Genomic DNA, 25,030 nt, shown 5'->3' on the forward strand with positions numbered 1-25,030 from the left:
CAAATGTTAATAGTCATTTCCCTTTCAACTCAATGCTTATTCAATAATAGAGACAGTGCCTCTTCTGATGAAATATCATCACTTTCAAATGCATCTAGAATATCGCTTAATTCATCTTTAGCGTTATAAAAATGATCACAGTATACAATTTGGTCTTGGAATGTAGGATTGCTATATAAATCAGAAATTTCAAATTTTAAACCAATGAATTTATTTTTAAATAAATGAACAAATCTTAGAGCACTTAAAGAACTTCCTCCTAAACTAAAGAAATTATCAATTTCTTTAATAGTTGAAATGCCTAAAACTGTTTTCCAAATTTCACGTATATTTTCTTCAATCTCAGTTAGTGTAAACTCACTTTTCACGGCTTCTTCCATTGAAATACTTTCGTTTTGATTATTTTTTGAATGATTAAAGCTTTCTACTTCGCTCCAGAAACTCTCGCCAAATGGGATTTTAATGACTGGTTTAAGATAATGGACTTGCTCTAAATCAAAACGTGAAATTAAACTCCATTCATAGCCCTTATTGAAGAATAAGTTCAATGAATTTTGGAAATCTACAAAATCAATCGGAGGTATGGCCGTATCACTTCCAAAATCTTTTTTATCATCTAGTATTAACGTAAAGTTCATCGTTTTACCTTTTATTCCTTTTTGATTCAAATACCCAGCCATTGAGTCTAAATATTGATTCACAGCGCAGCATTCACTTGCAGATTTCGTCCCCATTAGAGAAGAGATTGAAGAAAATAGGATAAAGAAATCTAATGGTTCTGGATTTAATTCCTTTTCTACTAAATAGGTGCCGATTACTCTGTTATGAATGCCTTTTTTGAATTGACTAAGCTTTAACTCTTTTATCCATAGATGGTAAAGTTGTTTGACCAACATAAATGCACCATTGATTTCACCGAAATCTTGTCTAATTTTCGCAAATGTTTCTTTAACAGCGTGTTCCTCAGTCACATCACACTCCATGATTGTAACTGTAGAACCTCGACTTTCAATTTCCATAATTGATGTCAGCTTATAAATCAACATGTCATCTTCTGCTTGATTATTCTCAATAATTTTTTCCCATTCCATTCGGTCTGGTAATAAATTTCTAGCCAATAAAATGATATTGACGTTTTGCTTTTCACTTAAAAACTTTCCTAATTGAACACCTAAATATCCTGTACCACCGGCAATAACATAATTTCCATTCTCTCTTACTATAATTTCATTGCCATTAAAGTCATCGCTTTGTCTTTCAATAACTTTTGTATATCTTTTTGATTGTCTAAATGCCACTAATTCTGGTCTATGATCTTTATCTTGTTGTAACTCTTTTAATAATTGGGAAGCAATGTCTTGAGAGTTTCCGTCCAAATCATGATCGATAGAGTAGGATGAAATAGTCGGTTGTTCCTGCGAGATAACTTTCGCTAAGCCAAAGGTTGTTACCCTAGCAGGAATTATTTTTTCATTGTCCTTAACTTGCTCAGTTAATGATGATATGACATTTAATTGAATTGGATGTGTAACCTCAAACTCTAATAACATTTTTGTTATATTGAATAGTGAGAAAATACCTTCTTCTTGGGATTTTTCCATATTTTCTTTTGATTCCATTGTTTCATCTAAATGCTTAAATGTGTAAGAGTGGATAATCCCTTTTAAATTCCCTAATTCTTCCAAACCTATATTTTCAAACAACTTATACATATCTTTTTCAGAATTTATGTCAATACCATATTGTTCAGATGTATATTGCACAAATTTATCTGCATTAAGTACTTCAATTATTTTTATACCTAAAGCAGTCATTCTATTCTTTAGTGCAACTATATTTTCATCATCTTTATTCATAAAGTATAGCCAAGTCGTTCCTTCTTTTAATGCTTCATGTGTAGTCTCATTATCATGAGGATAATGTAACCATTTCTTTTCAAAGAACAGCTCTTTCGTCTGATTTTGGAATGTCTCTTTACTAGATGGCCATATTCTTTTTGTATTAAAAATACTGACTGGTAACGGTAGTAACTTCCCATCTTTAAATAATTCGCGACACTCCTCCATAATATTGTTACCTTCTAGGTATCGCTTAATAAGTACTTTATCTGCTGGTGATGTAGCGGTAAATTCATCTAAATTTTTAATACTATCGACTTTCGTTTCATGTTCATCAGCTAAAAATATACCTTGTGTATAAAAATTCTTCGGTACCTTTTCAAATGTTCTTACATTTAGTAATCTTTCGACTTTTCGAAGTAGTTCATGACAATTGCTTGCAAAAATACATACTCTAGACTGCTCATGGCTTCTTCTATTATTGAATGTATAGGCTAAATCTTGAATACTGTAATTTTCATTATTTTTAAGATGAGTAGCTAAGGTTTTGATTTGATCCCAAAGCGCTCTACGAGTTTTACTTGAAATAAACAATGGTGTCAATTTTTCAGTTAATTGCTCCTGTTTATTGTGTCGATACTCCTCTAGTATGACATGAACATTCGTACCACTTATGCCAATAGAATTCACACCTGCGCTTAAAATTTTATGTTCATCAAACGTTTTATTTTCTGAGCTAACTTTGAACGGCGTTTCTTTGAAGTTTATTTTAGGATTTTCTGCTGCAAAATGATTAAGACCTGGAACTGTTCTTTTTTCTATGGATAGTACAGCCTTTATTAATCCTGCAATACCTGCTGCATCACCCATATGGCCAAAATTCGACTTAATTGAGCCTAATTGACATTCCGTTGTCTTAGTTGATTTTTGTAGATAGGCCTTTTTAAGCCCCTCCACTTCGAGTAAATCACCTACTTGAGTACCTGCGCCATGCGCCTCAACAAAATCAATATCATTAAATGATAACTTTGCATCGTCCAGAGCATCCATTATTGCTTTAGATTGAGCGTCAGGATTAGGGACTTGCATTCCATTTGATGCACCATCACTACTTATACTCGAACCCTTTAACACAGCATGAATGTGATTGTTGTCCTTTATAGCATCAGATAATCTCTTTACAACAATAGCAGCAACCCCTTCACCTCCGATAATCCCATCTGCACTTTCATCGAATGGTGAACATCTATATTTTGTGCTCCTTACAACATAATCAGGTGCTTCCTCTTCCCAATACGGAAATAAATTCAAATTCACTCCCGCAACTACTGCTAAGTTACAATCCCCCTGCTTAAGCGCATTTTTAGCAACATGAACAGCAGCTAAAGAAGAGGAACAACTCGTATTAATAGTCATAACTGGACCTTTAAGATCAAATGCATATGATAAATGATAGCCCAGATTAGCAGGTATGTTTGAAATAAAAGCTCGTTCATCTTTTTCTTCAAATAAATTTAAATAATCAAATGCAGGATGAGGTGTATGTGCTATAAATACGCCAGTATTTGAATCCTTTAGATGATTTTCCTTGTAACCTGCCATGTATAAGGACTCTAATGCCACCTGTAAAAACAGACGCTCCGCTGGCCCCATAAATTGAGCTTCATGTTCATTCAATCCGAATTGTTCAGGATCAAACTGTTCAATGCTAGATAGCCATGAGCCATACGATCTTGGATCATTTGTTATATTATTTTTTAAATGGCTATACAATTCATGTAATTTAGGATTAGAATTAACAATCAATTCAAAACGCTCTTTCGAAAATTCAGTCACAAAATCCTTTTTATTTATAAGACCTGTCCATAAATCATCCAGATTTGAGACATTAGGAAATCTTAAAGACATACCAACAATTGCGAGTGGTTCACTTGTTTCTTTTTCTATTTCATCTAGTAAATTTAATGCTAAATTTGTATCTAATTTATTTTCTTCTACTAAACTTAATATTTTTTTAGACATTGTGCTGTACATCATTTTCTTCTCTCCTATCCAATTCTTTAATGTATTTTAGTTGAGCGAAAATTGCCACAGTTAATATAATTAAGCCTCCAGCTAGTAAGAGTAGCGTCCCATACACTCCTCGTTCTCCACTACCTAAATAAGGGATAATATTTACGTTTGAGGCAACTAATTTATCAGCAAGTATTCCTCCTATAATATAAGCGAGGGGTAATGAAATCCAAGCGAATGTTCTAGCAATTGAAAAAACTCTTCCTAATAATTTGGGTTCTGTATGGAGTTGAATTAAAGTAAGTGTACCTGTATTCACCACTGGCAGTAATAACCCTAAACCACCCCAAAAAACTGCAATTAGTAGCATATTATTGAATAACCCTGTTAGCGTTATAAATACACCAATACCAAAATTTGATATCAGTACTAACCATATTATGTGCTTCTTCAGCTTGATGAATGACATTAGTACCCCGCCTAATACCATTCCTCCGCCATATATAGAGCTTAGTAAGCCAAATTGTTCAACAGTTCCAAAGCTCAATATATATGGCTGTCCAACTACTTGATTGAACCCTAGTGCAAAATTTAAAACCGTGAATAATAACACTAAAGTTAGAAGAGATTTGTGCTCGATTAAATAATTGAAACCATATTTTAGATCACCTAAAATGGAGTTATTTTCATGGCTATCTTCATTGTCATTGTTCACTTTTACACTTAATTTTGTCCAAAGTATTAAGAGAATAGGAATGGCAATACAATAAGTAACTAGCTCTGCACCAATGATATAGACAATACTTCCAAACCCCATTATTACACCACCAATTACAGGACCCAGAACATCACTAGTCGAGGATGCCATAGAAAATACACCATTTGCTCTTGATAACATTTCTTTAGGCACTAGATTAGGTGCTAATGTTTGTAATGCTGGCGTCTGCATTGAGCTAACTATCGAAAGCGATATAGCACCTGCAATTACATGAACCATACTTATATTCCCTAATAAAAGGGAGGAGAAAATTATTGAAGAAATAATTAGTCCAATAATATCTCCTAATAATATTAATAATCGCGGACCTTTCCTATCTATCCATATTCCTATAAAAGGCGATAGCACAATTGCTGGAAGAAATCCTGCAACTAAAACGACCGCAAAACTAGATACTTGACCTGTACTTTGGTAGGCCCAGACACCAAGCCCAAACCTTGCAACAGAAGAGCCTAATAAAGATATAAAGTGAGTAGCTACAACCATTAAAAAGATTGTAAATCCTCTGTTTGTTGGTTTGCTAAAATAAGTTATCATGTATTTTGGGGCTCCTTTGCATTTCCACTACATTCAACCAAAGCTTCTTCAAATTTTGATAAGAGAAGTTGAGCTTTTTCATTACTAATAACTTGTGTATCTACCTCTAAGCTTAGATTAAGTTTTTCATCCAAAATAAAGATGTTTATTTCCAAAATATTAGAAAGTTCATTATCAGGATGAATAGCAGGGGCCTGAGGAAGATTTGAGGAGTATTGTAGCACCCCGTTCCCTCCATTTTTACTATTTGCAGAAGTACTAATATCGTTATCAAAATCCCCTAAATAATTGACCAATATGGATGGTTGAATATGCGTAATGTTGTTATTTTCTTTGATCCATCTTGCTATCATAAAGTCCAAACCACTGCCAATTTCGCTCAATGATTGTCCAACTGTGTAAAGCATTTCTTCTAGAGTATTAATTGTCACCTGTAGTGGATACATCGTAGTAAACCAACCTATTGTTCTACTAAGATCTAACGCTGATTGGCGACTATCTCGTCCATGCCCTTCAAAGTTAAATAACACATCTTGTTGACCGAATATTTGACTAAACGCTTGAGCAAATGTTACTGCAATAAGAACATCAGGTTTGTAAATTTCTGAATGTTTTCTAGCATTTAAAAATTGCTTTGTACTTTCATCACTCAGAGTCTTGGTTACATGATATCGATCCTTAAATAAATAATCTTTTCTGACAGGCTGAATGCATAATGGATGTACATTTTCCACATCTATATTTTCCCAATAAGAATGATTCGTGTGTAATTCTTTTTTATACAATTCTCCTATCCAATCAGAAAACTGCGTCATAGGGAAGCTGATTTTATCTTCACCATTTACTATAGCTAAATAATTATTTTCTAATTCCTCTAATAAAACCCTCCATGAAACTCCATCAACAACAAGATGGTGAATAAAGAATGTCAAAATAGGCTTCTTAGATGTTAGGAACACTACTGCTCCTATTGGTAATACCTTTCCAAAATTAAAGTTATTTTGTAATTGGAATTGAATTTTCTCAATTTCCTCTTTTAGCCTACTTGGAGGTGTTAATTTTAGATCCTTCACAATTAGCTTAAATGTGTTGACTAAGCTTGGTTCAACAAAAGCCTTTGGTTTGCTCTTGTTCACATCGAACCATGTCATCAAGCTCTCATTAACCGAAATAATTGATTGGAAAGACTTTTCTAAAGCAGCTACATCCACTTTCTCAGGCAGTTCTACTGACATTAATAAGTTCCAATAGTGGGCATGTTTAAATGTTTGTTGGAAGAACCATCTTTGCATTGGAGCAAGTGGAATCTCCTTAGAACTTAATTCCTGCCATTCTTTTTGAATGTCCTTTTCTTTAGTGGTGTTCATAGCTATTTTTCGAATACTTCTACAATTAAAGATATGGTCAATTTTCAAATTAATATTTTTTTCCTTTGCCTTTGAGATAAACTTTAATGCCTTGATGGAGTCCCCTCCAATTTTAAAGAAATCAGAATCAATGTTAAATTGACGGTCACTTAAAATCCCTTTTAGTATGGACAGCAATTCTCTTTCAATCTCTGTCAAACTACTAATATCATCCGTCTGAACTATTCTATCGTCGTATAATTCAGGACTTGGCAGTGAAAGTCTATCTACTTTTCCACTATTAGACATTGGAATTTGTTCTATTTTTTGATAATACGTTGGAATTAATGATTCTGGTAAATATCGTAAAAGATGTTTTTCAATATCCCTTTGATTAATTTCTTGTTGACTGACTAAGTAAGCACAAAGCTGTTCACCATCTTCATTTTTATATAGTTTAACTACGGCATCTTTAATACTTGGAATTTCTCGCAAATATCTTTCGATTTCTTCCAGTTCCACTCTGTGGCCGCGAATTTTAACCATATTATCCTTACGTCCATAACAAACAATTTTTCCGTTAGGCAATACTTGTCCTAAATCCCCTGTCTTATATAAATATCCTGATTGTAAATGATTAATATGGTTAGCTATAAACTTATTTCTAGTTAAAATAGGCTCTCCCAAATAGCCTAGGGCAACACTCTCACCACTTAATACGATTTCTCCAACCCCGTATGAAGGGACTAGCTGATTCTGATTATTCAAAATGTAAACAGACGTGTTATGAATCGGTAATCCGATTGGCGCATGAATATAATCTGAGTGTAAATCTTCCTCTGTTACTTCATGATAAATCGTTCCAACAGTAGCTTCAGTTGGCCCATATTCATTAATGATACGAGCATGAGGGAATTGATCTCTCAACGTTTTACATAAAGTTATATCTAAAGCTTCTCCCCCTAGGATGAAGCATTCTACATTTGGTGCAAATCTCTCATCCTCAATTAAATACTGGATCTGTTTAGGTGTACCCTTTATCGTTATGGTTTCTTTTATCTTGGCTACTCTTTCAAAAGCCTGATCGATTTCTCCTTCACAGCAAATAATTTTTCCGCCCGTTATCAATGGAATGAACATTGAAGTAATCGTTAAATCGACAGATATGGAAGTGAAAAATGGCATATCTAACGATTTTCCAGTAGGTGAATAGTATGCAGTAGCCCAGTTTAAATAATTATTAAGATTTTTACCTGAAACAACTACACCTTTTGGTTTTCCAGTACTTCCGGATGTAAAGAGAATATATGCAGGGGAAGTTTTAGCAAAAGAATTTAACTCAATTTCTACATGCTCATCTAGATGAATACCTTCACTTAGCATATTTTTAGAGCTGCTTTGTTTATATTTTTCGCCCTTATCTTTAACAATGATCACAGCATCAAATCTATATTGATTGAGCTCATTGCTTACGGTGTATGTCTTCTCAGAACATTCAATTTGTATATCAGCTCCTACATCACTGAGAAGCTCTTTTAAAATTTCTTCATTAATAAATAAATCTGTATCCCAATCTAATTTAGTATTCTTATCCATATTTTCTTCTTTAAATGCTTGTAAAGAAGAGACAAATTCATCTTTTTTATCAATATTTAATAAATCCCCCAAGAAAATTATTCCGCCCTCTTTTAAAGAGTCAATAGCTTTTTGAAGGACTACCTTTAAATAGCCATAGCTTGGGAAACAATGAATAACACTATTAATGACAACTGCATCTAATGCTGTTTCAAACTTCTTAAAGGCATGAGCCTTCGAAATGTCAAATTTAATATTGCTAAAGTTAGATTTCTGAGCAATCTGTTTATTCCTCTCGATAATGGAGGAAGATAAATCCATAGCTGTATACGTTTTTGTATATGGAGCAAGTGCAAATGTTGTCAAACCTGAGCCACATCCAAGCTCTAATACATTTGAATCTTGAGGTAAATACTTTCTTATTTTGTTTACTGCGTTTTCCGCATACTCCTGCATTTCTAAGGCACTGAAAGCTTCACCTGTATAACTACTATTCCAACCACTAGCCTCTATTTCTGTTTTCTGTCCTTCTGCAAAATAGTTCCACAAAGATTCGTTCATTAATTCACTTGAATCAACAACAGCACACTGATCTAAATCTGTTTCTCCTAACACCATAACCGTTTGAATATTCTTATTTTCAAATAACAGCCTATTACACAAGGAATAGAATTTCTTTTCCGAAATAATAAAGTTAGCTTGACTTTGTTTGATAATAGATTCAATTCTAGCTCTTGGGTTTTTAGGTGATACAGGTATAAATGTGACATTACTCATTAAACAAGATAAAATACCTAAAATTGCCGTTCTATTATTGTCAGAAATAATGACAGCATTTTTAATTTCGCTGTTGCTGTTCAACATTTTTTCTGCTATTGATTTACTTCTATCTACTAACTCTCGATATGTTAACGAACCTGCATTATCTTCCAATGCTGTTTTTTGTGGATTCTTTTCTGCCATCATTAAAATAGTAGTTAAAAAGTTTTTGCCATCTTCGACAAATTGACCATTTATAGCACTTTTACTTTTTTCTACCTCAATATTAGTTAATTCATGCTCATGTAAAATCATATCTAGTATTTTTAAATACGTTTCAATTAATGAATCAATAAATCTTGATGAATATACACCGTCATAATACTCAAGATTACAGAATAACTCTCCATTTGGTAATTCAACAAATTCGAATTCAAGATCCCATTTACTAGTTTTGTGTTCAGAAAGAATAGGTGTTAACTCTGCATCATCAAAAGCTGACGTCGTATTTTTAAATTTAAAATTTTGAAGTGCCACGTTTATATTAAATAAAGGTGAACGACTAGTATCCCGAGGTAAATCTAATTTCTCCACTAATAAATCGAAAGGATATTCTTGATGTTTAAAGCTATCCAATAACATAGTCTTAACATTTCTTAATAAAGTAAGGAAATTATCATGTTCTTCGTAATTAATCCTTAATGGGATAGTATTCGTGAATAAACCTATGATTTTTTCCAATTCTTCATTTACTCTTCCGGATACCGGTGTACCGATCACCATATCTGTATCACCAGTCATCTGATTAATAAGTTTAAATACACTCGACACTAAAACCATGTATAATGTACTTTCTTGTGTATTTGCAAAAGCTCTTAATTTATCTGCTAAGCTAGCACTAATATCAAATCTTTTAAGCCTTCCAGTATATCGGAAAGTGCTTGGCCTTAATTTATCGCCTGTTATTTCTGTAATAGGTAGACTTCCTCTTAATGTATCAAGCCAGTAATCTTCATGTTGTTTAAACCTACCACCTTCTATATTTTCACGTTGCCATGCAGCAAAATCTACATACGTATTTTCTATTTCCGGCAAGGTTTCATTATTATTACTATTGTACAAAGTGAAAAGTTCATCCGATAATAGTGATAATGACCAGCCATCTACAATAATATGGTGCATCATTAAAGCAAACAGACTTTTATTTTCTTCTGTTTTATACACAAATACTCTTAAAAGTGGTCCCGCTTCTAAATCATACGGAGTTTCTTTCCAACGATTTATTTGATCCATTGCTTTTGCTTCTGCGTTATCTTCTATACTAAAATCTTTGTATTCAAATAAATAGTTTGGTTTTTGCAGTATTTTCTGTTTATTTCCATCCTCATGCTTTACAAATACCGTTCTTAAAGATTCATGTCTTTGTGAAAGTACATCGAATGTTTGACGTAACCTCTCAATGTCAACTAACCCGTTAACTTTAAAAATAAATGGAGTATTGTAAACCATTTTTTGGTCTGTTAATTGTTCTATGATGCTCAATCTGTTTTGACCGTATGATAGTGGAAATTCATGGTCTTCTACACTAATTTGAGGTATGACTTCTGTCGATTCTAAATGATCATTGTTTACTTGTTTACTTAGTTGTTCGAATGTAAGAAATACATCATCTAAGACAAAGTCTCTATTAAATTGTTTTTTCAAACGGGTAATAAATTGTAGTCCTGAAAGAGAGTTTCCACCTACTGAAATAAAACTATCCGTTTGCTTAATATTCTCAGTTTCTAAGATTATTTCCGCTAAACTAATGATTTCTTCAAGAGCTGTTTTTCCTTTTACCTCTATAGCTTTTACGCTAGCATCACTCTGTAACCAATAAGATTTTTCATCAAAGTAGTATGTAGGTAAAGAAATTTTATAATTATTCTCATCCTGAAATTGTTTATGCCAACTACATTTTTCACCTGTAATAAAATTTTCTGCTAATTTTTTGATAGTGTTATCGTCATCGGTTGTCCTATCAATAATTTTTTCCCAATTAGTCATATCAAGATTGACTAAATTTTTACAGGCACCTATTAAATCGTCCATTGTCTCAGCTATAATAGCTAATCTTATTTCATGATGCTCCCTACCTGTACACATCGTATATGCTAAATTACTTAGATTAATCATATCCCCAGATAAATTAGAGAAATGTTCAATAGTACCTCGCAAAGATAATTCAGATTTTGCTGAAAAAGGAATGACATATGCTTTTCTTTTATAATCTTTCTTATGAATTTCAGCCTTCGTTGGAGCTCCCTCTAATAGTAAATGAACATTTGTACCATTAAAGCCAAAGCAACTTACACCAGCTATAATAGGATCATTTTCTTTTTTATTCTCTTTAATGTTAAATGGTACTGTCGGAATAAAAACTGGAGAATTTACAAAATCAATATGTGTATTTGGTTCAACTAAATTTATTGTAGGTGGAACTATTCCTTTTTTTATTACATGTAGCGCTTTGATTACACCCGATAAACCTGCAGCTCCATCAAGTAAATGGCCAATATTTCCCTTCACAGAACCAATTGGTAAAAATTGCTTATCGTTATTGCTTCGTTCAACTGCTTCTTGAATGCCTTTTATTTCAATAGGATCACCTAAATGGGTACCTGTGCCATGCGCTTCAATGTAGTCAATTTGCTCAGGCTTAATGCCCGCTAAATCCCATGTTTCAGCTAATAAATCTGCATGTGCTTTAGGATTTGGCGCCGTAATACCCGCTGAAGTCCCATCATTATTTACCTTAGAGGCAATTATAACAGCGTGGATATTATCATTATCTTCTATTGCTTGATCTAAAGGTTTTAATAACAGCGCTACTGCCCCTTCTCCTCTTCCTATCCCACTAGCTGAGTCGTCAAAAGGTTTACACTTTTGTTGCTCAGACATAATACCCGCAGCATTCATAAACAGTTTTTCACTATTTATTGGATAAGGAAAAATATTAACACCGCCGACTAAAGCCGTTTCACAATCATTATTCATTAAACCCACACAGGCCTCATGAATTGCCAACATGGAGGAGGCACAGGTAGCATTCACAACATAAGACGGTCCTTTTAAATTAAAAATATAAGAAATTCTTGAAGCCGTAAACGCAGGAATATTCCCTGGAACACTTAATGGTGTGAATTCAGCCAATCCTTCAGAGTAATTGGTCATAGCTGCTGAAATGTAGACACCGGTATTTGAGTTTTTTATTCGACTCCCTGCGTAACCAGCATCTTCAAAACATTGATATGCGATTTGAAGAAATCTACGCTGTTGTGGGTCCATTACTTTTGCTTCAGCAGCTGAAATATTAAAAAATCCAGCATCAAATTTATCAACTTCATCTAGCCACGCTGCATCCCAAAACGGCTTCTCTTTTGAAATTTTAAGCTTTTCCATATTATTAACAAGGAACCCCTCACACAACGATCTCCTACTATCACTTAATTCTGTTATTTTGTCCTGTTCATTGCTTAAAACATTCCAAAATTCATCAAAATTTTTAGCACCGGGTAATTCCGCAGAAATGCCGATAATGGCAATCTTTTTATCAACTTTCGGTTTAAACTCTTTTTTAATTTCATTCACCGATTCAATGATTTGCTTCGCTGCATCTTTTGTTAGTTCTTTATTTTTAAGAAGATTTAAAACTTGAGGTATTAATTTACTCATAATATTTATCCTCCTCTAATATTAGATTATTCAAAAAAATTTTTTCTAAGGACGAAAACTCTTTTATCTTTAGTTGTTGCTCTGATGGAAATTCATTCATTTTACTACATACAGAAATTTTATAACCATTAATGAAGTTATATTGCTTGAAATAATAAGGATAAGGACTAATACCTTGTACAATTGAAATTCCATTATGACTAGTCTCTATGGAGAAAGAATCTAAAGGAATACTTAAACCTAGTCCAATATTTTTCACAAAAGCTTCCTTCAAAGTCCATAAATCATAAAAATGTTCTTTTTTCATTTCAGTTGGGGTTTGATTGTACGAAGCGTATTCTATACTTGAAAAATAATTTTTAATTATTTCATCTTCGTAATTAGCTTTCATTTCTTCAATATCGATTCCTACATCACAATTGCCAATGACACCTATAACCCATTCACCTGAATGAGAAATGTTAAATTCATAATCCCCATTGATACAGTATGGCTTCCCATATGTATTCGTTTGTATATTTATGTCGGAAGGATGACATTTTAAATGCTTCATCAATAAATATTTCATCAGCAATTCAGATAGTAAGGACCTATATGCATCTATTTTATTTAAGTAAGATTCTATTCTTCTTGCTTTTCTTGTACATACAAAATTCATTAGTTCAGAATAATTTGAAATATGTACAGGTACTTTAATTAAACAAATTTCTATCACATATCACGCTCCCAAAATTTTCTTTATAACCTCAGAATATAAATTCCTTAAAATTACATTAAAGGAAATTAAATTGAAAAAATAAACCTATTTTCCATTTATAATATTAAACACCATGGAATAAATAGTCAATAAATAACCTACCATATTTTATAAAAAATACCAATTCAGTTATATTTAACATTCATTACTCTTAGTCTACGAGTATTTCCATAGAGTCTTGTTAAAACTCTAAAAAATCACAAAAAAAAAGGATTCTACTCATATAGAATTCCTTTTAAAACAAAATTGTACTATGTTGAAAGTTATAAGCATGTATGTTTATTGAACAAATAGTCGAATGTTCGATTACTAAAATAAATTACCAATCCAACTCCAGCAGAGGAATATCCTTCATGATGAAAAACAACATCATAAATTAAACGTTTAAATCTCCCTTCTTAAAACCATTTGTACTAGATACAGCAAACATTCTTTCATTTAAAGCCACAAGGAAATTTGGGCTAATGCAAAAATTTCCAAGGAAGCTTCAATTTATTATTCACAGATAACATTCGAAGGACCACAATCAAAATAACAATAGCTGACAATTCAAGCGGGCTGCTCCATCCTACCCGGATGCAAAACCCACAAAAAAATGTCAAAAAACAGCATGGATTTCTTCTCTTAGTGCGTGCGGCGTTCTACCTGCTAACAAATCTCGGATCATGCCACCACCAACACCGGTAAACATGTAAGCTAGAATAATAATACCTAGATCATGATGGAGGCTTTGCGCTAACAATCCTCCTTGTATTCCAAAGGAAGCAAGGCCAATAGAATCAAAGAAATATCCCAAGCGGTTCCAGTGATGTATCCAATTCCTTTTAACAAATAAAATAGTCGTCAGTGTAACTAAAACGACAAGTAAGGTTTGCCGCTCCCATATATTGGACACAAGTATATCAAGTACAATGTTACGAATAATGGACCCACCATAAGATGTAGTAAGACCAAGCACAAATATACCTATAAAAGAATACTTGGCCTGTAAGGCAACAAATGCGCCGCTAATAGCGTAGGCAATAATGTGTAATACTGTCCATGTCACTTAATCCAACTCCTTTTTATAAACGAAAAAAGGCCCGCCATAAAATAGTTGCGTGTTATTACGCAAACTATTTTATGGCGGGCTAATATCTTAGCAGTTTTACCTACTAAATTATCCATCTCACCAAATCTTCATTCGAAATTTCATAGACATTCTGCAATGTACAGAAAACACAACGACCATAAAATTTCCAGGTAAAATTGTAATCCATTTATTCGAGAAATACAAACGATCATTAGAGTTACAGTGTTTCATAGATGACCTGCCCCATTTGAGAAACATCATAATCTCCTAATGCAGTCACTTCAGATTGGAAATCTGCTGAAGTCAAAATTTCCTTCACCGTATCAATTAATTGTTGATTATCAGGTGTTTTTAACAGCACAATATCATAGCGCTCTCTAATAACAGGAATAAAATCAACGTTTACTAGTTTAGCAATTTTCTCAACCCCTATGCCAACATCTGCGCGCCCATTTGCTACAGCCGATGCGACATCGAGATGGCTCATTTCTTCTTTGTCATATCCATCAATCATAGAAGGAGCTATGTGATGAATACGCAATTGTTCATCTAATAAAGTACGTGCACCCGATCCTTTCTCACGATTGATGAGCGTACAGGACTTTGTCTTAAAGTCTTTAAAGGATTCTAGTTGGAGAGGATTTCCTTGCTGAACATAGAAACCTGCTCTACGGGACACCACATTAATGAGCAAAAAAGCATGGCTCACAAAAATCTTTTTTACATAGGGTGTATTGTAGTCTCCTGTGTCCCCATCAAACATATGTAAACTGGCTATATCGCATTCTCCATTATACATCGCCATGAGACCATTAAAACTACCTTCATGAGATCTCAATACTTTACTAGACTGTCTTTTCTCCATGTATTTTGCTAATACATCTAACACTACATCTTGTCCACTAATAATAATTTTTGGAAGTTTTTTTGTTTGGCTGGCTACTACTGGCGTCGATGCGGCATTACCGGTCTTACGTTTTTGTATATAGTCCAGTAAATCAGCACGGTCCACCCTCATCTGGCGTCCTACTCGAAAAACGGGCAAATCTCCTTTTTTCACTAAATCATAGACCGTTAATTTCGAAACCTTTAATAATTGTGCAACCTCTTCAATTGTATAGGATTGTTCTTGTGACATATCATTCTCCTCCTATAAGCCTCTTCTTACATGGTAACTTATTTATTTACGTGTGAACATCTTGAAATTTTCTACCAATTACAGGTTTCTTTTTCACTTATAACTTATTATAATTAGTTATGTCTTGTTATAACGAGTTATAAAAGGAGAAAAATAAAGTGAAAAAATTTTATAGTTTCTTTGCATCCATACTCATTCTAGTTGGTCTATTAGCTGCTTGTGGAAACGAAGAAAAAGATCCGCAAGTAAAAGAGCCGATTGAATTAACCATATCTGCGGCTGCTAGTTTACAAGATGCCTTAGAAGAACTAAAAATAACTTATGAAAAAGAACACGATACAATTAAAATTCTCTATAACTTTGGAGGTTCAGGCGCATTACAGCAACAAATTTTACAAGGTGCTCCTGCAGATCTTTTCTTTTCTGCAGCCGAAGATAAATTTGATGCGCTTGTAGAAAAAGAGATGATTGATCCTAAACAGGGGATGGATCTTTTAGCAAATGAATTAGTATTAATCGTCCCTAAGAAAAATGACAAACAAATCCAATCCTTTGAAGATTTAAAACAAGCAGGAAAAATTGCATTGGGTACACCTGAAACAGTGCCTGCTGGGCAATACGGGGTGGAAACGTTAAAAAATATGCAACTTTGGGAGTCACTTGAATCCAAGGTAGTGTATACGAAAGACGTACGCCAAGTCCTTACTTATAGCGAAACAGAAAATGTAGATGCAGGAATTGTTTATAAAACAGATGCGCTTGTATCAGATAAAGTCGAAGTCGTTGCAACTGCAGATGATCAAACACACACACCTATTATCTATCCTGTTGGTGTCATTAAAAATAGTAAACATGTACAAGAGGCTGAAGATTTTTATCATTTCTTACAAAGTGATGAGGCAATGGAAGTCTTTAAAAAGTATGGGTTTAAAGGAGCGCAATAAAGGATGGGTACCGATTTTTGGTCTCCCCTTAGGCTTTCGATAGAAATTGCCTTTGTTGCGGGTATGATTGCTATATTGGCAGGTATTTTATTGGGCAAATGGATGGCGACTCATCATTTTAAGGGGAAGCTATTACTGGAAACGATTTTGCTAATGCCCTTAGTATTACCTCCAACTGTAGTAGGTTTTCTGCTCATTGTTATATTTGGGAAGAATAGTTTGTTAGGAAATCTAATTATCTGGCTTTTTGATCAGCCTGTCATGTTTACATGGTGGGCAGCCGTCATCGCCTCTACCATCGTTGCCTTTCCATTAATGTATCAATCAGCCAAAACGGGCTTTGCCTCGATTGATCGCGATATTGAACATGCAGCACGTGTAGATGGGGCTAACGAATGGCAAGTCTTTATGTTCGTTTCCATTCCACTTGCATTAAAGGCTCTTGTTTCAGGGGGCATTTTGAGCTTCACTCGTGCATTAGGTGAGTTTGGGGCTACGTTAATGTTTGCGGGTAATATTCCTGGGAAAACACAAACAACCCCATTAGCGATTTATATGGCGATTGATTCGGGGAACATGACCCTTGCCTGGACTTGGGTTTTGTGCATGATCGCTATTTCTTTTCTGATGCTTCTTAGCATTCATTTCCTAAAAGTATAAAAGAGGTAGCTGGTTTAAACCAGCTACCTCTTTTTCGTCATCCACCACTAATAGGTGGAATAAAGGCGATTGTGTCGCCCGATCTAACAATGGTTGTATCCGTTGCAAATTCCTCATTAATGGCTGTCATCATCTGCTGTAATGTCAATTGAGGATAGTGCTGTTCCATCCATTCTTTTACTTGAACAACCGTCACGTCTGACAGTTCTACTGATAGTGTTGACGCACCAACCGCTTCTTGTAAATGAGCAAATAATAAGATATTAATCACAATTTCCCTCCTCATCAATTGCCGGTTTTCCTTCAGGATACGGGACATTTTCTAATTGATCCCCCATCCATTGCGTACCATCTTCCCAATGTTCTTTTTTCCAAATGGGCACAATCTGTTTAATGCGGTCAATGGCATATTCATTTGCCAAATAGGCTACTTTTCGATGTGGGGATGATACAGCAATGACTACGGCTATATCCGTAATATCCAATCGCCCTATGCGATGTGTAATCGCTATTTCTGCTTCTGGCCATTGCTGTTTTAGTTCTTGTGCAATTTGCTCAAACATTTTAATTGCCATAGCCGGGTAAGCCTGATATTCCAAGTACAATGTTTTCTTACCTTGTGTGATTTCTCGTACAGTTCCGATGAATAGCGTAATCGCTCCAGCGTTTCGGCTAATTACTTTGTGCCGTACTTCCTCCACATCAATCGGCTTATCAATAATTTCAAACATAGCTGTCGTCATAGTTTTTCCCTCATTTCATTCAACAAAAACTCCATATATTCTGTTTCTTCATTAATAGAAAAGGCTGGAATCATTAGGTTTTGATCAATTGGATAGCTTGGCCAATAAATTACACAAAGGATATTAGACATTTGTTGTAGCAAAAGATGGTCCTTTGCTGTTCGTAGTAACACGACTTTCGGGTAAAGTTCTCTTTTATATCCTTCAATCAAAATAATATCCATTGAAAGGGTAGCATAAATCGCAAGTATATCTGCAAGTTGCCAGCTATGTTGGTGAATACTTAACCGTAAAGTACCTTTTCCTTCTACTGCTGAAACACGAGCACCTGCCTGTTCGTGTCGACTACTATCCTTCGAAGAATTTTCTACTGGCGCTCCACCATGCCCGTGATGTTTAATGGTCCCTACTCGTAGTCCTTCTTTCGTGGCTTGCTTGATCAATTGCTCCATCAAAGTCGTTTTTCCACTATTTTGATAGCCAACTATCTGTATGATTTTTCGATGTTGTTCCAAGGCCACTCACTTCCTTGCAAATCTTCTAGCAATAAAACTGCTACTTGCATGTCTTTTTCATAGCCACGGGAGCCACCAGGTAAGACAATAAATGCATTAGCTGACGCTAAAGACGAAACGGCACTCGATTTATCAAAACCAGATGGTACAGCCACTAGCTGACCGTTTTCATAGTATACACGAGCTCTTACAAAGCGAGTAAATGGATTGGGCTTTGTAAAATCTGCCCCTAAAATAGCTTGCTCTCTGCGGACATGTGGCTGTTGATTGCCAAATGCTGTGCGAATAATGGGGCGTACAAATAGCTCAAAGCCAACATAGCATGCTGAAGGATTACCGGAAAGTCCAAATAATAATTGATCATTCCTAGCAGCGACTGTTGTTACACTCCCTGGACGCATCGCCACTTTATTAAATAATACCTTAGCGTCAATGGCTTTGTAGATTGCTGGTAAATAATCGTAATCTCCAACGGAAACGCCTCCCGTTGTCAGTAAAATATCGACTTCCTGTAATGCTTTTTCAACGATATGAATACACAAATCAAGATCATCACTAAATTTGCCAAAGTATCGAACTTCTGCACCTGTTCGTTCGATTTGTGCCATGTTCATATAAGCATTGCTATTTCGAATTTTTCCGTGCTGTAAAGTTTCCTCTGGCTCTAGTAACTCACTGCCCGTAGCAATGACACCTACCACTAATTTACGGAATACAGGCACTTGCGTATAGCCAAATGTAGCTAGTATGGCCATGACACCAGGGTTAATATATTGTCCTCTTTCAATTAGAACAGTATGTTGCTGTACATCTTCACCTTTATAAGAAATATTAGTACCTGCTGCAAACGCCCGTTTAATCGACATAAATGTTTGCTGATGTTCCTCAAATGTCTGGGTTAATTCTAGCATTACAACTGCATCGCAACCTTTTGGTATTGGCGCCCCCGTCATAATGCGTACTGCTTGGCCATATCCGACTACATCCTCGTAAACAAAGCCTGCACCAATTTCTCCAACGACTTGAAATTTGGCTGGCTGTGCTGACGATGCTTCCTGACTATCGATAGAACGAATGGCATAGCCATCATAGGGGGATCGATCAAAGGCTGGTACATCATGATCGGCGACAATATCCTCCGCAATAAAGCGTCCATAAGCCTGTGATAATGGCACAAACTCCTTTTTGGCTTGAAAAGCATAATCCATTACACGATGTACAGCTTCCGACACTGGAATTGGTTGTCTCTTTTCTAACATTTGGCACACTCCTTTATCCTAATAAACGATAGTAAATGGTTTTTGCTTGTTGTATCTCCTGAATTCCATGAATCACTACACGCCCATCTTGAAAAATGACAATGCGATAATCTTCTGTTTGGCAAGATAGCAAATAAGGGTTAATATGAATATCCCCATAGGAACGAAGTTGGTCTGCCAACTGCTCTAAATTGTAGTGAGTCGGATTTGGCGGTCGGATTTGTACGGCATCACGACCACAAAGCACCTCTAGTTTTGTTTGATTTTCATAAGCTAAAGATGGATACGTAGGGTGGTGACCACAGGTTGGACAATCATCCTGACGTATTTTATCTACGTTGATTTCATAATGTTGATTTTGCCAAACATCAAACGTCAAATAGCTTTTTCGTAAGGCCTTTTCATCGCCAACTATCAGTTTTAATACCTCTGCTACTTGATATGCCGCTACTATTTGGACAGTAGGGTTAATAATTCCTACTGTATCACAGGTCATCCCTGTTTGAGGCATTACCTTCAGCAAACATCGTAAACATGGTGTTTTCCCTGGCACAATCGTATAGGTAGCCCCATAACTACTTACACAAGAGCCATACACCCATGGAATACGATACTGTTGTGCAAGATCATTCATCAGAAAGCGAACATCGAAATTATCAGTGGCGTCTACCATGACATCTATATCGTCTAGCAACGGTAGCAATGATTCTGTACAGGCATCCATAATAGCAATATGAATAGCCACCTCTGCATTAATTTGTTGCAGTCGATTTTTGGCTGCGATCACTTTCGGCAATTTCTCTTGTGCGTCTTTCTCCGTATATAATTGCTGTCGTTGCAAATTACTCCATTCCACATAATCTCGATCTATCAGCGTTAATTTTCCAACACCTGCACGCACGAGTGCTTCTGCGCTAGCACTGCCTAAGGCGCCAACCCCTATGATGAGGACATGTTTTTGTTTCATTGCCTGCTGACCTATTTGTCCAATAGGACTAAATAATTGTTGTCTCGAATATCTATTATTCATGAGCATTTTGCCTTTCCTTCTATGAATTTTCGTTTGACCTTTTCGTCGATAGCATTATAATAAAGTGAAACTTACTCAGAAAATTTTTCTCTATTTCGTGCTCGTTCTTCACTTCACGAATGGAGCTTTTTTGTGAAAAACTCCAATAACGCAAGAAAAGGAGGTTATTCTACCTTGCATCCTACACATCATCAACAACCCATCCATGCTGCCATTTTAACTGTGAGTGATACACGGACAAAGGGAGATGATATAGCAGGTCAGCGCATTCATTCTTTACTTCAAGAGGCTGCTTTTGAAGTAGTTGACTACCAAATAACAAAGGATGAACCGCTTGATATCTCAAAACTTATTCATCAATGGTGCAATCATGCCAACATCAATGCCATTATCGTCACTGGTGGAACTGGTTTTACACCAAGAGACCAAACCTACGACACCATTTTGCCTCTTTTTGAAAAAGAAATGATGGGGTTTGGAGAATTATTTCGAACGTTAAGCTATGAGGAAATTGGTCCCAAAGCTATGTTTAGTCGGGCCACAGCTGGTTGCCGCCATCAAACGGCTATTTATGTTTTACCAGGTTCTACTAACGCTGTCATCTTGGCCATGACCAAGCTAATTTTACCGACCGTACAACATTTTGTTGGAGAATTGAATCGCCTATGAATGTTGCTGGTGTTATCTTAGCTGGTGGTCAATCCTCTCGATATGGTCAACCGAAAATGTTTGAGACGTTTGCTGGGCTGCCTTTATATAAGCACAGCCTCAACGCCCTCCAAGAAAATCAACTAAATCCTTTGGTGATTGCTACAAACGCTAGCCTGCAACCAAGGTTTGGCCCCGAGAATGTGCAATGGATTATAGAACAGCAGCCCCATCAAGGGCCACTTTTTGCCCTGCATCATATACTGGCATCTTTTCCTGAGGTAGAATGGTTTTTTGTCGTCGCTAGTGATATGCCCTATATGAACGCACCGTTTATTGAAGAGATGCTAGGCAATATAAATGATTCTTATGATGCGATTGTTCCAAAACAAAATTCACGCTACCAGCCATTAGCAGCCTTATATCGACGCACTGCATTACCCATGGCAAAACAATTGATGGAACAAAACAAACGGAGTATGAAAGTGCTTTTAGATCAGCTTCGTGTTTGTTATGTTCCTTTTAATGAGAACTGTCCAACATTTATTAATATCAACGCTCAACATGATTGGCTACAAACAGTAACAAAGGAGTCTAACAATGAATAATTTTACCCACTGGAACGAAGCAGGTCGTCCCAAAATGGTCGACATATCTGAAAAAGAAATAACAACGCGCACAGCCATAGCACGCAGTACCATTACATTATCCAATGAGGTCTATCAGGCCATCCAACAAGGTGGTATCAAGAAAGGTGACCCTACACAAGTCGCTCAAATTGCAGGAATTATGGGCGCTAAAAAAACGGCCGATATCATCCCTATGTGCCACCCTATTATGCTACAGGGCACGGATTTGCAATTTGACTATCAAAAAACCGATCATGGTTATGAGCTACACATTCAAGCTACTGTCAAATGCAATGGAAAAACTGGTGTCGAAATGGAGGCCCTTACAGCTGTGTCCATCGCTGCCCTCACTTTTTACGACATGTGTAAGGCGGTTGATAAAACGATGGTCATTAAAGAAACCTATCTTGTAGAAAAAACAGGCGGAAAAAGCGGTACCTTTACGCATAAATAAACAGAAAAAATTCGGCGGCTTGCCGATTTTTTTCTGTTTTTCATGTTTACCCCCCGATATGAGACATTTCAACTTTAGCCTTTTTCCTGTTTGCCATCGTCTGTTCGTTCCGCTCGTCTGAATAGCGATCATTTCTTTCTGTCCATACATTTTTTATACAATTAATAATTGCTGTATCATCTTGTCCTGATCTTAATAGCTCTCTTAAATCCGTACCCTCTGTAGCAAATAAACAAGTATATAATTTGCCCTCTGCTGAGAGGCGGGCACGTGAGCAAGAAATGCAAAAAGAATCTGTGACTGATGATATAATACCAATCTCCCCTTGATTATCCTTGTATTGGTAACGTGTCGCCACTTCCCCTTGATAATTAGGAGCAATCGGTTGCAACGGTGAATGCTGATGGATTTGCTCAACGATGTCTTTTTTGGCCAACACATCATCCATGCGCCAACCATTCGAATTCCCAACATCCATATACTCAATAAAGCGTAAAATATGTTGTTTTTCTTTAAAAAATCGTGCCATTTCTAAAACATCTTGGTCATTTTTTCCTTTTTGAACGACCATATTAATTTTTACTTGTAAACCTGCTTCCGCTGCCTTTTCAATACCCTCTAACACAGTTGAAACCTTCCCTCGATGTCCATTCATCTCAAAAAAACGCTCGTCGTTTAGTGAATCTAAACTAATTGACACTCGGGATAAGCCTGCTTGTGCCAATGGCTGTGCATATTTTTTTAATAAAGTGCCATTTGTTGTTAAGGCAATATCTTCTACACCTTCTAGGCGATGAATTCGGGCAATTAATTCCGTTAAATCACGGCGTAATAAAGGCTCTCCACCTGTAATGCGAACTTTTTTAACACCTAATGAGACGAAGATTTTGACTAATCTTTCAATCTCCTCGAAGTTTAATATTTTTTCAGACGGTAAAAATGCATAATCTGGACCAAATACTTCTGCTGGCATACAATAACGACAGCGAAAGTTGCAGCGATCTGTCACGGATATTCTTAAATCTCTTAACGGTCTGTGTAGTTGGTCTTGTAGATCCGTCATTTAATCTCCTTCTTTCCGTACATTCTGAGCTGGTATAATGATGCGTTGTGGATGTGTATAAATATTCAATGTTTGTTGTCGAATAAAACCTACCGTCGTAATACCAAGCTGTTCGGCCAATTGCAAGGCTAATTCGGTTGGTGCTGATTTGGACAATACTATTTCGCAGCCTATTTTAGATACCTTTAGTAAAATCTCTGATGATATCCGTCCACTAAAAACAATAATTTTATCTTGCATACTAATATTTTGACGTAAACAATAGCCGTAAATTTTATCTAAAGCGTTATGGCGACCAATATCCATGCGACTTAAAACAATTCCATTGACATCGCATAGCGCTGCATTATGCACACCACCTGTTTTTTTAAATATATCAGCCGTCTCTTGCATTGCATGCATTAAACGAAAGCAATCTTCAGTCGTAATTTGCACATGAATATCTTCCATTTTTTTTGCTACTAAAGCATCGTTTGTGAAAACAAAGCCTTGTCGACTCATTCCACAACAAGACGTTATATAGCGTTTGTTTTGTGTTTGCTGATAGTAAGGATTGACATGCTTGGTTTTAATGTGCACAAAGCCTTCTTGTTCTTGATGCCAAATGTCCTCAATATCCTCGTAACTACGGATCACCCGTTCAGACGCTAAATAACCGATGACCATATCCTCGACATACTCTGGCGTACAAACCATCGTGACAAATTCTTGTTGATTAATTTTCACGGTCACAGCATATTCTGAGACAATTAAATCATCTATTTCCTTCACTTGCTGCCCCTCAACCCGCACAATCTTCCTCGTAACGGCTCTCTCCATAAGGCATCCTCCTTTATTCACTTATATGCTTTTCAAAAACAAAGACGGAAATCGCAAAATCCTCTTCAATTTTAATATCTGAAAATAAATGGAGTAATTTACTGCCCATTAATTCTTCCATGCCCTCCGGTGGCGATTGTGCATATAAATCTTGAATCATGCTCGTCCTTGCGGCATGAACCATTTTCAATCCTTCGGGTGAACCCGCAATGAATTTTTCAGTTGGGGTGATATTCCCGTATAAAGTGGAAACAGCCATATTTTCAACAAAAACCGTATGAATACGTTCTGGTCCTTTACCAAAAACTTCTTTTCGTAATTTACGAATCATATCGTTAAATTCATGAACTTTTTTAGACATCGTAACGATTCTCCCATCATCATTATACTTTTTTAGGCAATCACTATGGGGGTCACCCTTACAGTTTGTTAATCATATAGTAACTTTTAAAAAAATAAAAGGGAAAATGTTTTTGATAATTATTCTCATGTAAAAATATTTATGATTCATATTGTTCCTTTTGCGGGAAAGGGCTATAATAATAGCACAAATGGAATTTATGTATTTTGATCCCTATGTCGTCATCTACTTAAGTCGCATAGTGTTTATGAATATTTGAATTCTATTATGACCAAAAAATAAAAGCTGATTGAGTTTTTAGCAAGGCCTGCTAAGAATTTTATCCACCATGAATGTATTAGCATGTCTTGGACGTGCCATTTCATGGTGGATTTTTTT

At 35.7% G+C, this 25,030-nt stretch carries 19 protein-coding genes; 5 read left to right on the forward strand and 14 right to left on the reverse strand.

Going from position 1 to position 25,030, the window contains the following annotated elements:
- Positions 1-29: 29 nt before the first annotated feature.
- The 6 genes from MKY88_RS14045 to MKY88_RS14070 form a co-directional block, all read right to left on the reverse strand.
- Entirely contained in the window at positions 30-3,875 is a 3,846-nt protein-coding gene (locus MKY88_RS14045) for a beta-ketoacyl synthase N-terminal-like domain-containing protein (protein ID WP_340813966.1), read from the reverse strand.
- A complete protein-coding gene (locus tag MKY88_RS14050) occupies positions 3,853-5,166 on the reverse strand; it encodes an MFS transporter (RefSeq protein WP_069481746.1) in 1,314 nt (437 codons plus the stop codon). The genes MKY88_RS14045 and MKY88_RS14050 overlap by 23 nt, the downstream gene beginning before the upstream one ends.
- Entirely contained in the window at positions 5,163-12,560 is a 7,398-nt protein-coding gene (locus MKY88_RS14055; protein ID WP_340813969.1) for a condensation domain-containing protein, read from the reverse strand. Before MKY88_RS14055 ends, MKY88_RS14050 begins: the two co-directional genes overlap by 4 nt.
- Complete coding sequence (locus MKY88_RS14060) at positions 12,553-13,275, reverse strand: 4'-phosphopantetheinyl transferase family protein (protein WP_328200525.1); 723 nt, start codon at positions 13,273-13,275, stop codon at positions 12,553-12,555. Before MKY88_RS14060 ends, MKY88_RS14055 begins: the two co-directional genes overlap by 8 nt.
- 640 nt (positions 13,276-13,915) lie before the next feature.
- Entirely contained in the window at positions 13,916-14,365 is a 450-nt protein-coding gene (locus MKY88_RS14065; RefSeq protein WP_340813970.1) for a trimeric intracellular cation channel family protein, read from the reverse strand.
- Positions 14,366-14,606: 241 nt separating this feature from the next.
- Positions 14,607-15,527 (reverse strand): helix-turn-helix transcriptional regulator, encoded by a 921-nt coding sequence (locus tag MKY88_RS14070; RefSeq protein WP_340813972.1) that lies wholly within the window; start codon positions 15,525-15,527, stop codon positions 14,607-14,609.
- A gap of 158 nt (positions 15,528-15,685) precedes the next feature.
- Between MKY88_RS14070 and modA the strand changes: the two genes are divergently transcribed.
- Both modA and modB read left to right on the forward strand, forming a co-directional pair.
- Positions 15,686-16,471 (forward strand): molybdate ABC transporter substrate-binding protein, encoded by a 786-nt coding sequence (gene modA / locus MKY88_RS14075; RefSeq protein WP_340813974.1) that lies wholly within the window; start codon positions 15,686-15,688, stop codon positions 16,469-16,471.
- Positions 16,472-16,474: 3 nt separating this feature from the next.
- On the forward strand, positions 16,475-17,131 hold the full coding sequence (gene modB, locus MKY88_RS14080) for a molybdate ABC transporter permease subunit (protein WP_258269127.1): 657 nt from the start codon (positions 16,475-16,477) through the stop codon (positions 17,129-17,131).
- A 37-nt stretch (positions 17,132-17,168) separates the two neighbouring features.
- Here the strand turns inward: modB and moaD are convergent, their stop codons facing one another.
- The 5 genes from moaD to MKY88_RS14105 are packed head-to-tail and all read right to left on the reverse strand — an operon-like array spanning position 17,169 to position 20,678.
- Complete coding sequence (moaD, locus tag MKY88_RS14085) at positions 17,169-17,402, reverse strand: molybdopterin converting factor subunit 1 (protein WP_340813975.1); 234 nt, start codon at positions 17,400-17,402, stop codon at positions 17,169-17,171.
- The gene (locus MKY88_RS14090) at positions 17,395-17,874 is read right to left on the reverse strand and encodes a molybdenum cofactor biosynthesis protein MoaE (RefSeq protein WP_193832329.1); all 480 of its coding nucleotides are present in this window, start codon (positions 17,872-17,874) and stop codon (positions 17,395-17,397) included. Before MKY88_RS14090 ends, moaD begins: the two co-directional genes overlap by 8 nt.
- Complete coding sequence (mobB, locus tag MKY88_RS14095; protein WP_340813977.1) at positions 17,871-18,395, reverse strand: molybdopterin-guanine dinucleotide biosynthesis protein B; 525 nt, start codon at positions 18,393-18,395, stop codon at positions 17,871-17,873. Before mobB ends, MKY88_RS14090 begins: the two co-directional genes overlap by 4 nt.
- Positions 18,359-19,648 carry a molybdopterin molybdotransferase MoeA gene (locus tag MKY88_RS14100; RefSeq protein ID WP_328200518.1) on the reverse strand — a complete coding sequence of 430 codons (1,290 nt, stop codon included), beginning with the start codon at positions 19,646-19,648 and terminating at the stop codon, positions 18,359-18,361. Before MKY88_RS14100 ends, mobB begins: the two co-directional genes overlap by 37 nt.
- Positions 19,649-19,661: 13 nt before the next feature.
- Positions 19,662-20,678 carry a thiazole biosynthesis adenylyltransferase ThiF gene (locus MKY88_RS14105; protein WP_340814834.1) on the reverse strand — a complete coding sequence of 339 codons (1,017 nt, stop codon included), beginning with the start codon at positions 20,676-20,678 and terminating at the stop codon, positions 19,662-19,664.
- A gap of 174 nt (positions 20,679-20,852) precedes the next feature.
- Here MKY88_RS14105 and MKY88_RS14110 point away from each other — a divergent pair, with 174 nt between their 5' ends.
- Genes MKY88_RS14110 through moaC form a run of 3 tightly spaced genes read left to right on the forward strand, consistent with a single transcriptional unit; the run spans position 20,853 to position 22,409 of the window.
- Positions 20,853-21,347, forward strand: coding sequence for a MogA/MoaB family molybdenum cofactor biosynthesis protein (locus MKY88_RS14110; RefSeq protein ID WP_328201018.1), 495 nt, complete (start codon positions 20,853-20,855; stop codon positions 21,345-21,347).
- Positions 21,344-21,934: a molybdenum cofactor guanylyltransferase gene (locus tag MKY88_RS14115; protein ID WP_193832333.1), complete on the forward strand. Its 591-nt coding sequence runs from the start codon at positions 21,344-21,346 to the stop codon at positions 21,932-21,934. Before MKY88_RS14110 ends, MKY88_RS14115 begins: the two co-directional genes overlap by 4 nt.
- Positions 21,927-22,409, forward strand: coding sequence for a cyclic pyranopterin monophosphate synthase MoaC (gene moaC / locus MKY88_RS14120; RefSeq protein ID WP_193832334.1), 483 nt, complete (start codon positions 21,927-21,929; stop codon positions 22,407-22,409). The genes MKY88_RS14115 and moaC overlap by 8 nt, the downstream gene beginning before the upstream one ends.
- Positions 22,410-22,455: 46 nt before the next feature.
- Here the strand turns inward: moaC and moaA are convergent, their stop codons facing one another.
- The 3 genes from moaA to MKY88_RS14135 are packed head-to-tail and all read right to left on the reverse strand — an operon-like array spanning position 22,456 to position 24,652.
- Entirely contained in the window at positions 22,456-23,472 is a 1,017-nt protein-coding gene (gene moaA, locus MKY88_RS14125; RefSeq protein ID WP_328200517.1) for a GTP 3',8-cyclase MoaA, read from the reverse strand.
- Positions 23,473-24,291, reverse strand: coding sequence for a formate dehydrogenase accessory sulfurtransferase FdhD (gene fdhD / locus MKY88_RS14130; RefSeq protein ID WP_193832336.1), 819 nt, complete (start codon positions 24,289-24,291; stop codon positions 23,473-23,475).
- Between the two features lie 13 nt (positions 24,292-24,304).
- Positions 24,305-24,652, reverse strand: a complete 348-nt coding sequence (locus MKY88_RS14135; RefSeq protein WP_008178574.1) for a DUF2294 domain-containing protein — start codon at positions 24,650-24,652, stop codon at positions 24,305-24,307.
- Positions 24,653-25,030 lie beyond the last annotated feature (378 nt).

The sequence above is a fragment of the Lysinibacillus sp. FSL R7-0073 genome, assembly GCF_038009065.1.
GTDB lineage: Bacteria > Bacillota > Bacilli > Bacillales_A > Planococcaceae > Lysinibacillus > Lysinibacillus fusiformis.

What these genes read in the sequence shown, in the direction of transcription:
- MKY88_RS14045 (WP_340813966.1), bottom strand. Translation starts at nt 3,875, where the DNA reads ATGATGTACAGCACAATGTCTAAAAAAATATTAAGTTTAGTAGAAGAA.
- MKY88_RS14050 (WP_069481746.1), bottom strand. Translation starts at nt 5,166, where the DNA reads ATGATAACTTATTTTAGCAAACCAACAAACAGAGGATTTACAATCTTT.
- MKY88_RS14055 (WP_340813969.1), bottom strand. Translation starts at nt 12,560, where the DNA reads ATGAGTAAATTAATACCTCAAGTTTTAAATCTTCTTAAAAATAAAGAA.
- MKY88_RS14070 (WP_340813972.1), bottom strand. Translation starts at nt 15,527, where the DNA reads ATGTCACAAGAACAATCCTATACAATTGAAGAGGTTGCACAATTATTA.
- modB (WP_258269127.1), top strand. Translation starts at nt 16,475, where the DNA reads ATGGGTACCGATTTTTGGTCTCCCCTTAGGCTTTCGATAGAAATTGCC.
- MKY88_RS14090 (WP_193832329.1), bottom strand. Translation starts at nt 17,874, where the DNA reads ATGACGACAGCTATGTTTGAAATTATTGATAAGCCGATTGATGTGGAG.
- MKY88_RS14100 (WP_328200518.1), bottom strand. Translation starts at nt 19,648, where the DNA reads ATGTTAGAAAAGAGACAACCAATTCCAGTGTCGGAAGCTGTACATCGT.
- MKY88_RS14105 (WP_340814834.1), bottom strand. Translation starts at nt 20,678, where the DNA reads ATGAATAATAGATATTCGAGACAACAATTATTTAGTCCTATTGGACAA.
- MKY88_RS14115 (WP_193832333.1), top strand. Translation starts at nt 21,344, where the DNA reads ATGAATGTTGCTGGTGTTATCTTAGCTGGTGGTCAATCCTCTCGATAT.
- moaC (WP_193832334.1), top strand. Translation starts at nt 21,927, where the DNA reads ATGAATAATTTTACCCACTGGAACGAAGCAGGTCGTCCCAAAATGGTC.
- moaA (WP_328200517.1), bottom strand. Translation starts at nt 23,472, where the DNA reads ATGACGGATCTACAAGACCAACTACACAGACCGTTAAGAGATTTAAGA.
- fdhD (WP_193832336.1), bottom strand. Translation starts at nt 24,291, where the DNA reads ATGGAGAGAGCCGTTACGAGGAAGATTGTGCGGGTTGAGGGGCAGCAA.
- MKY88_RS14135 (WP_008178574.1), bottom strand. Translation starts at nt 24,652, where the DNA reads ATGTCTAAAAAAGTTCATGAATTTAACGATATGATTCGTAAATTACGA.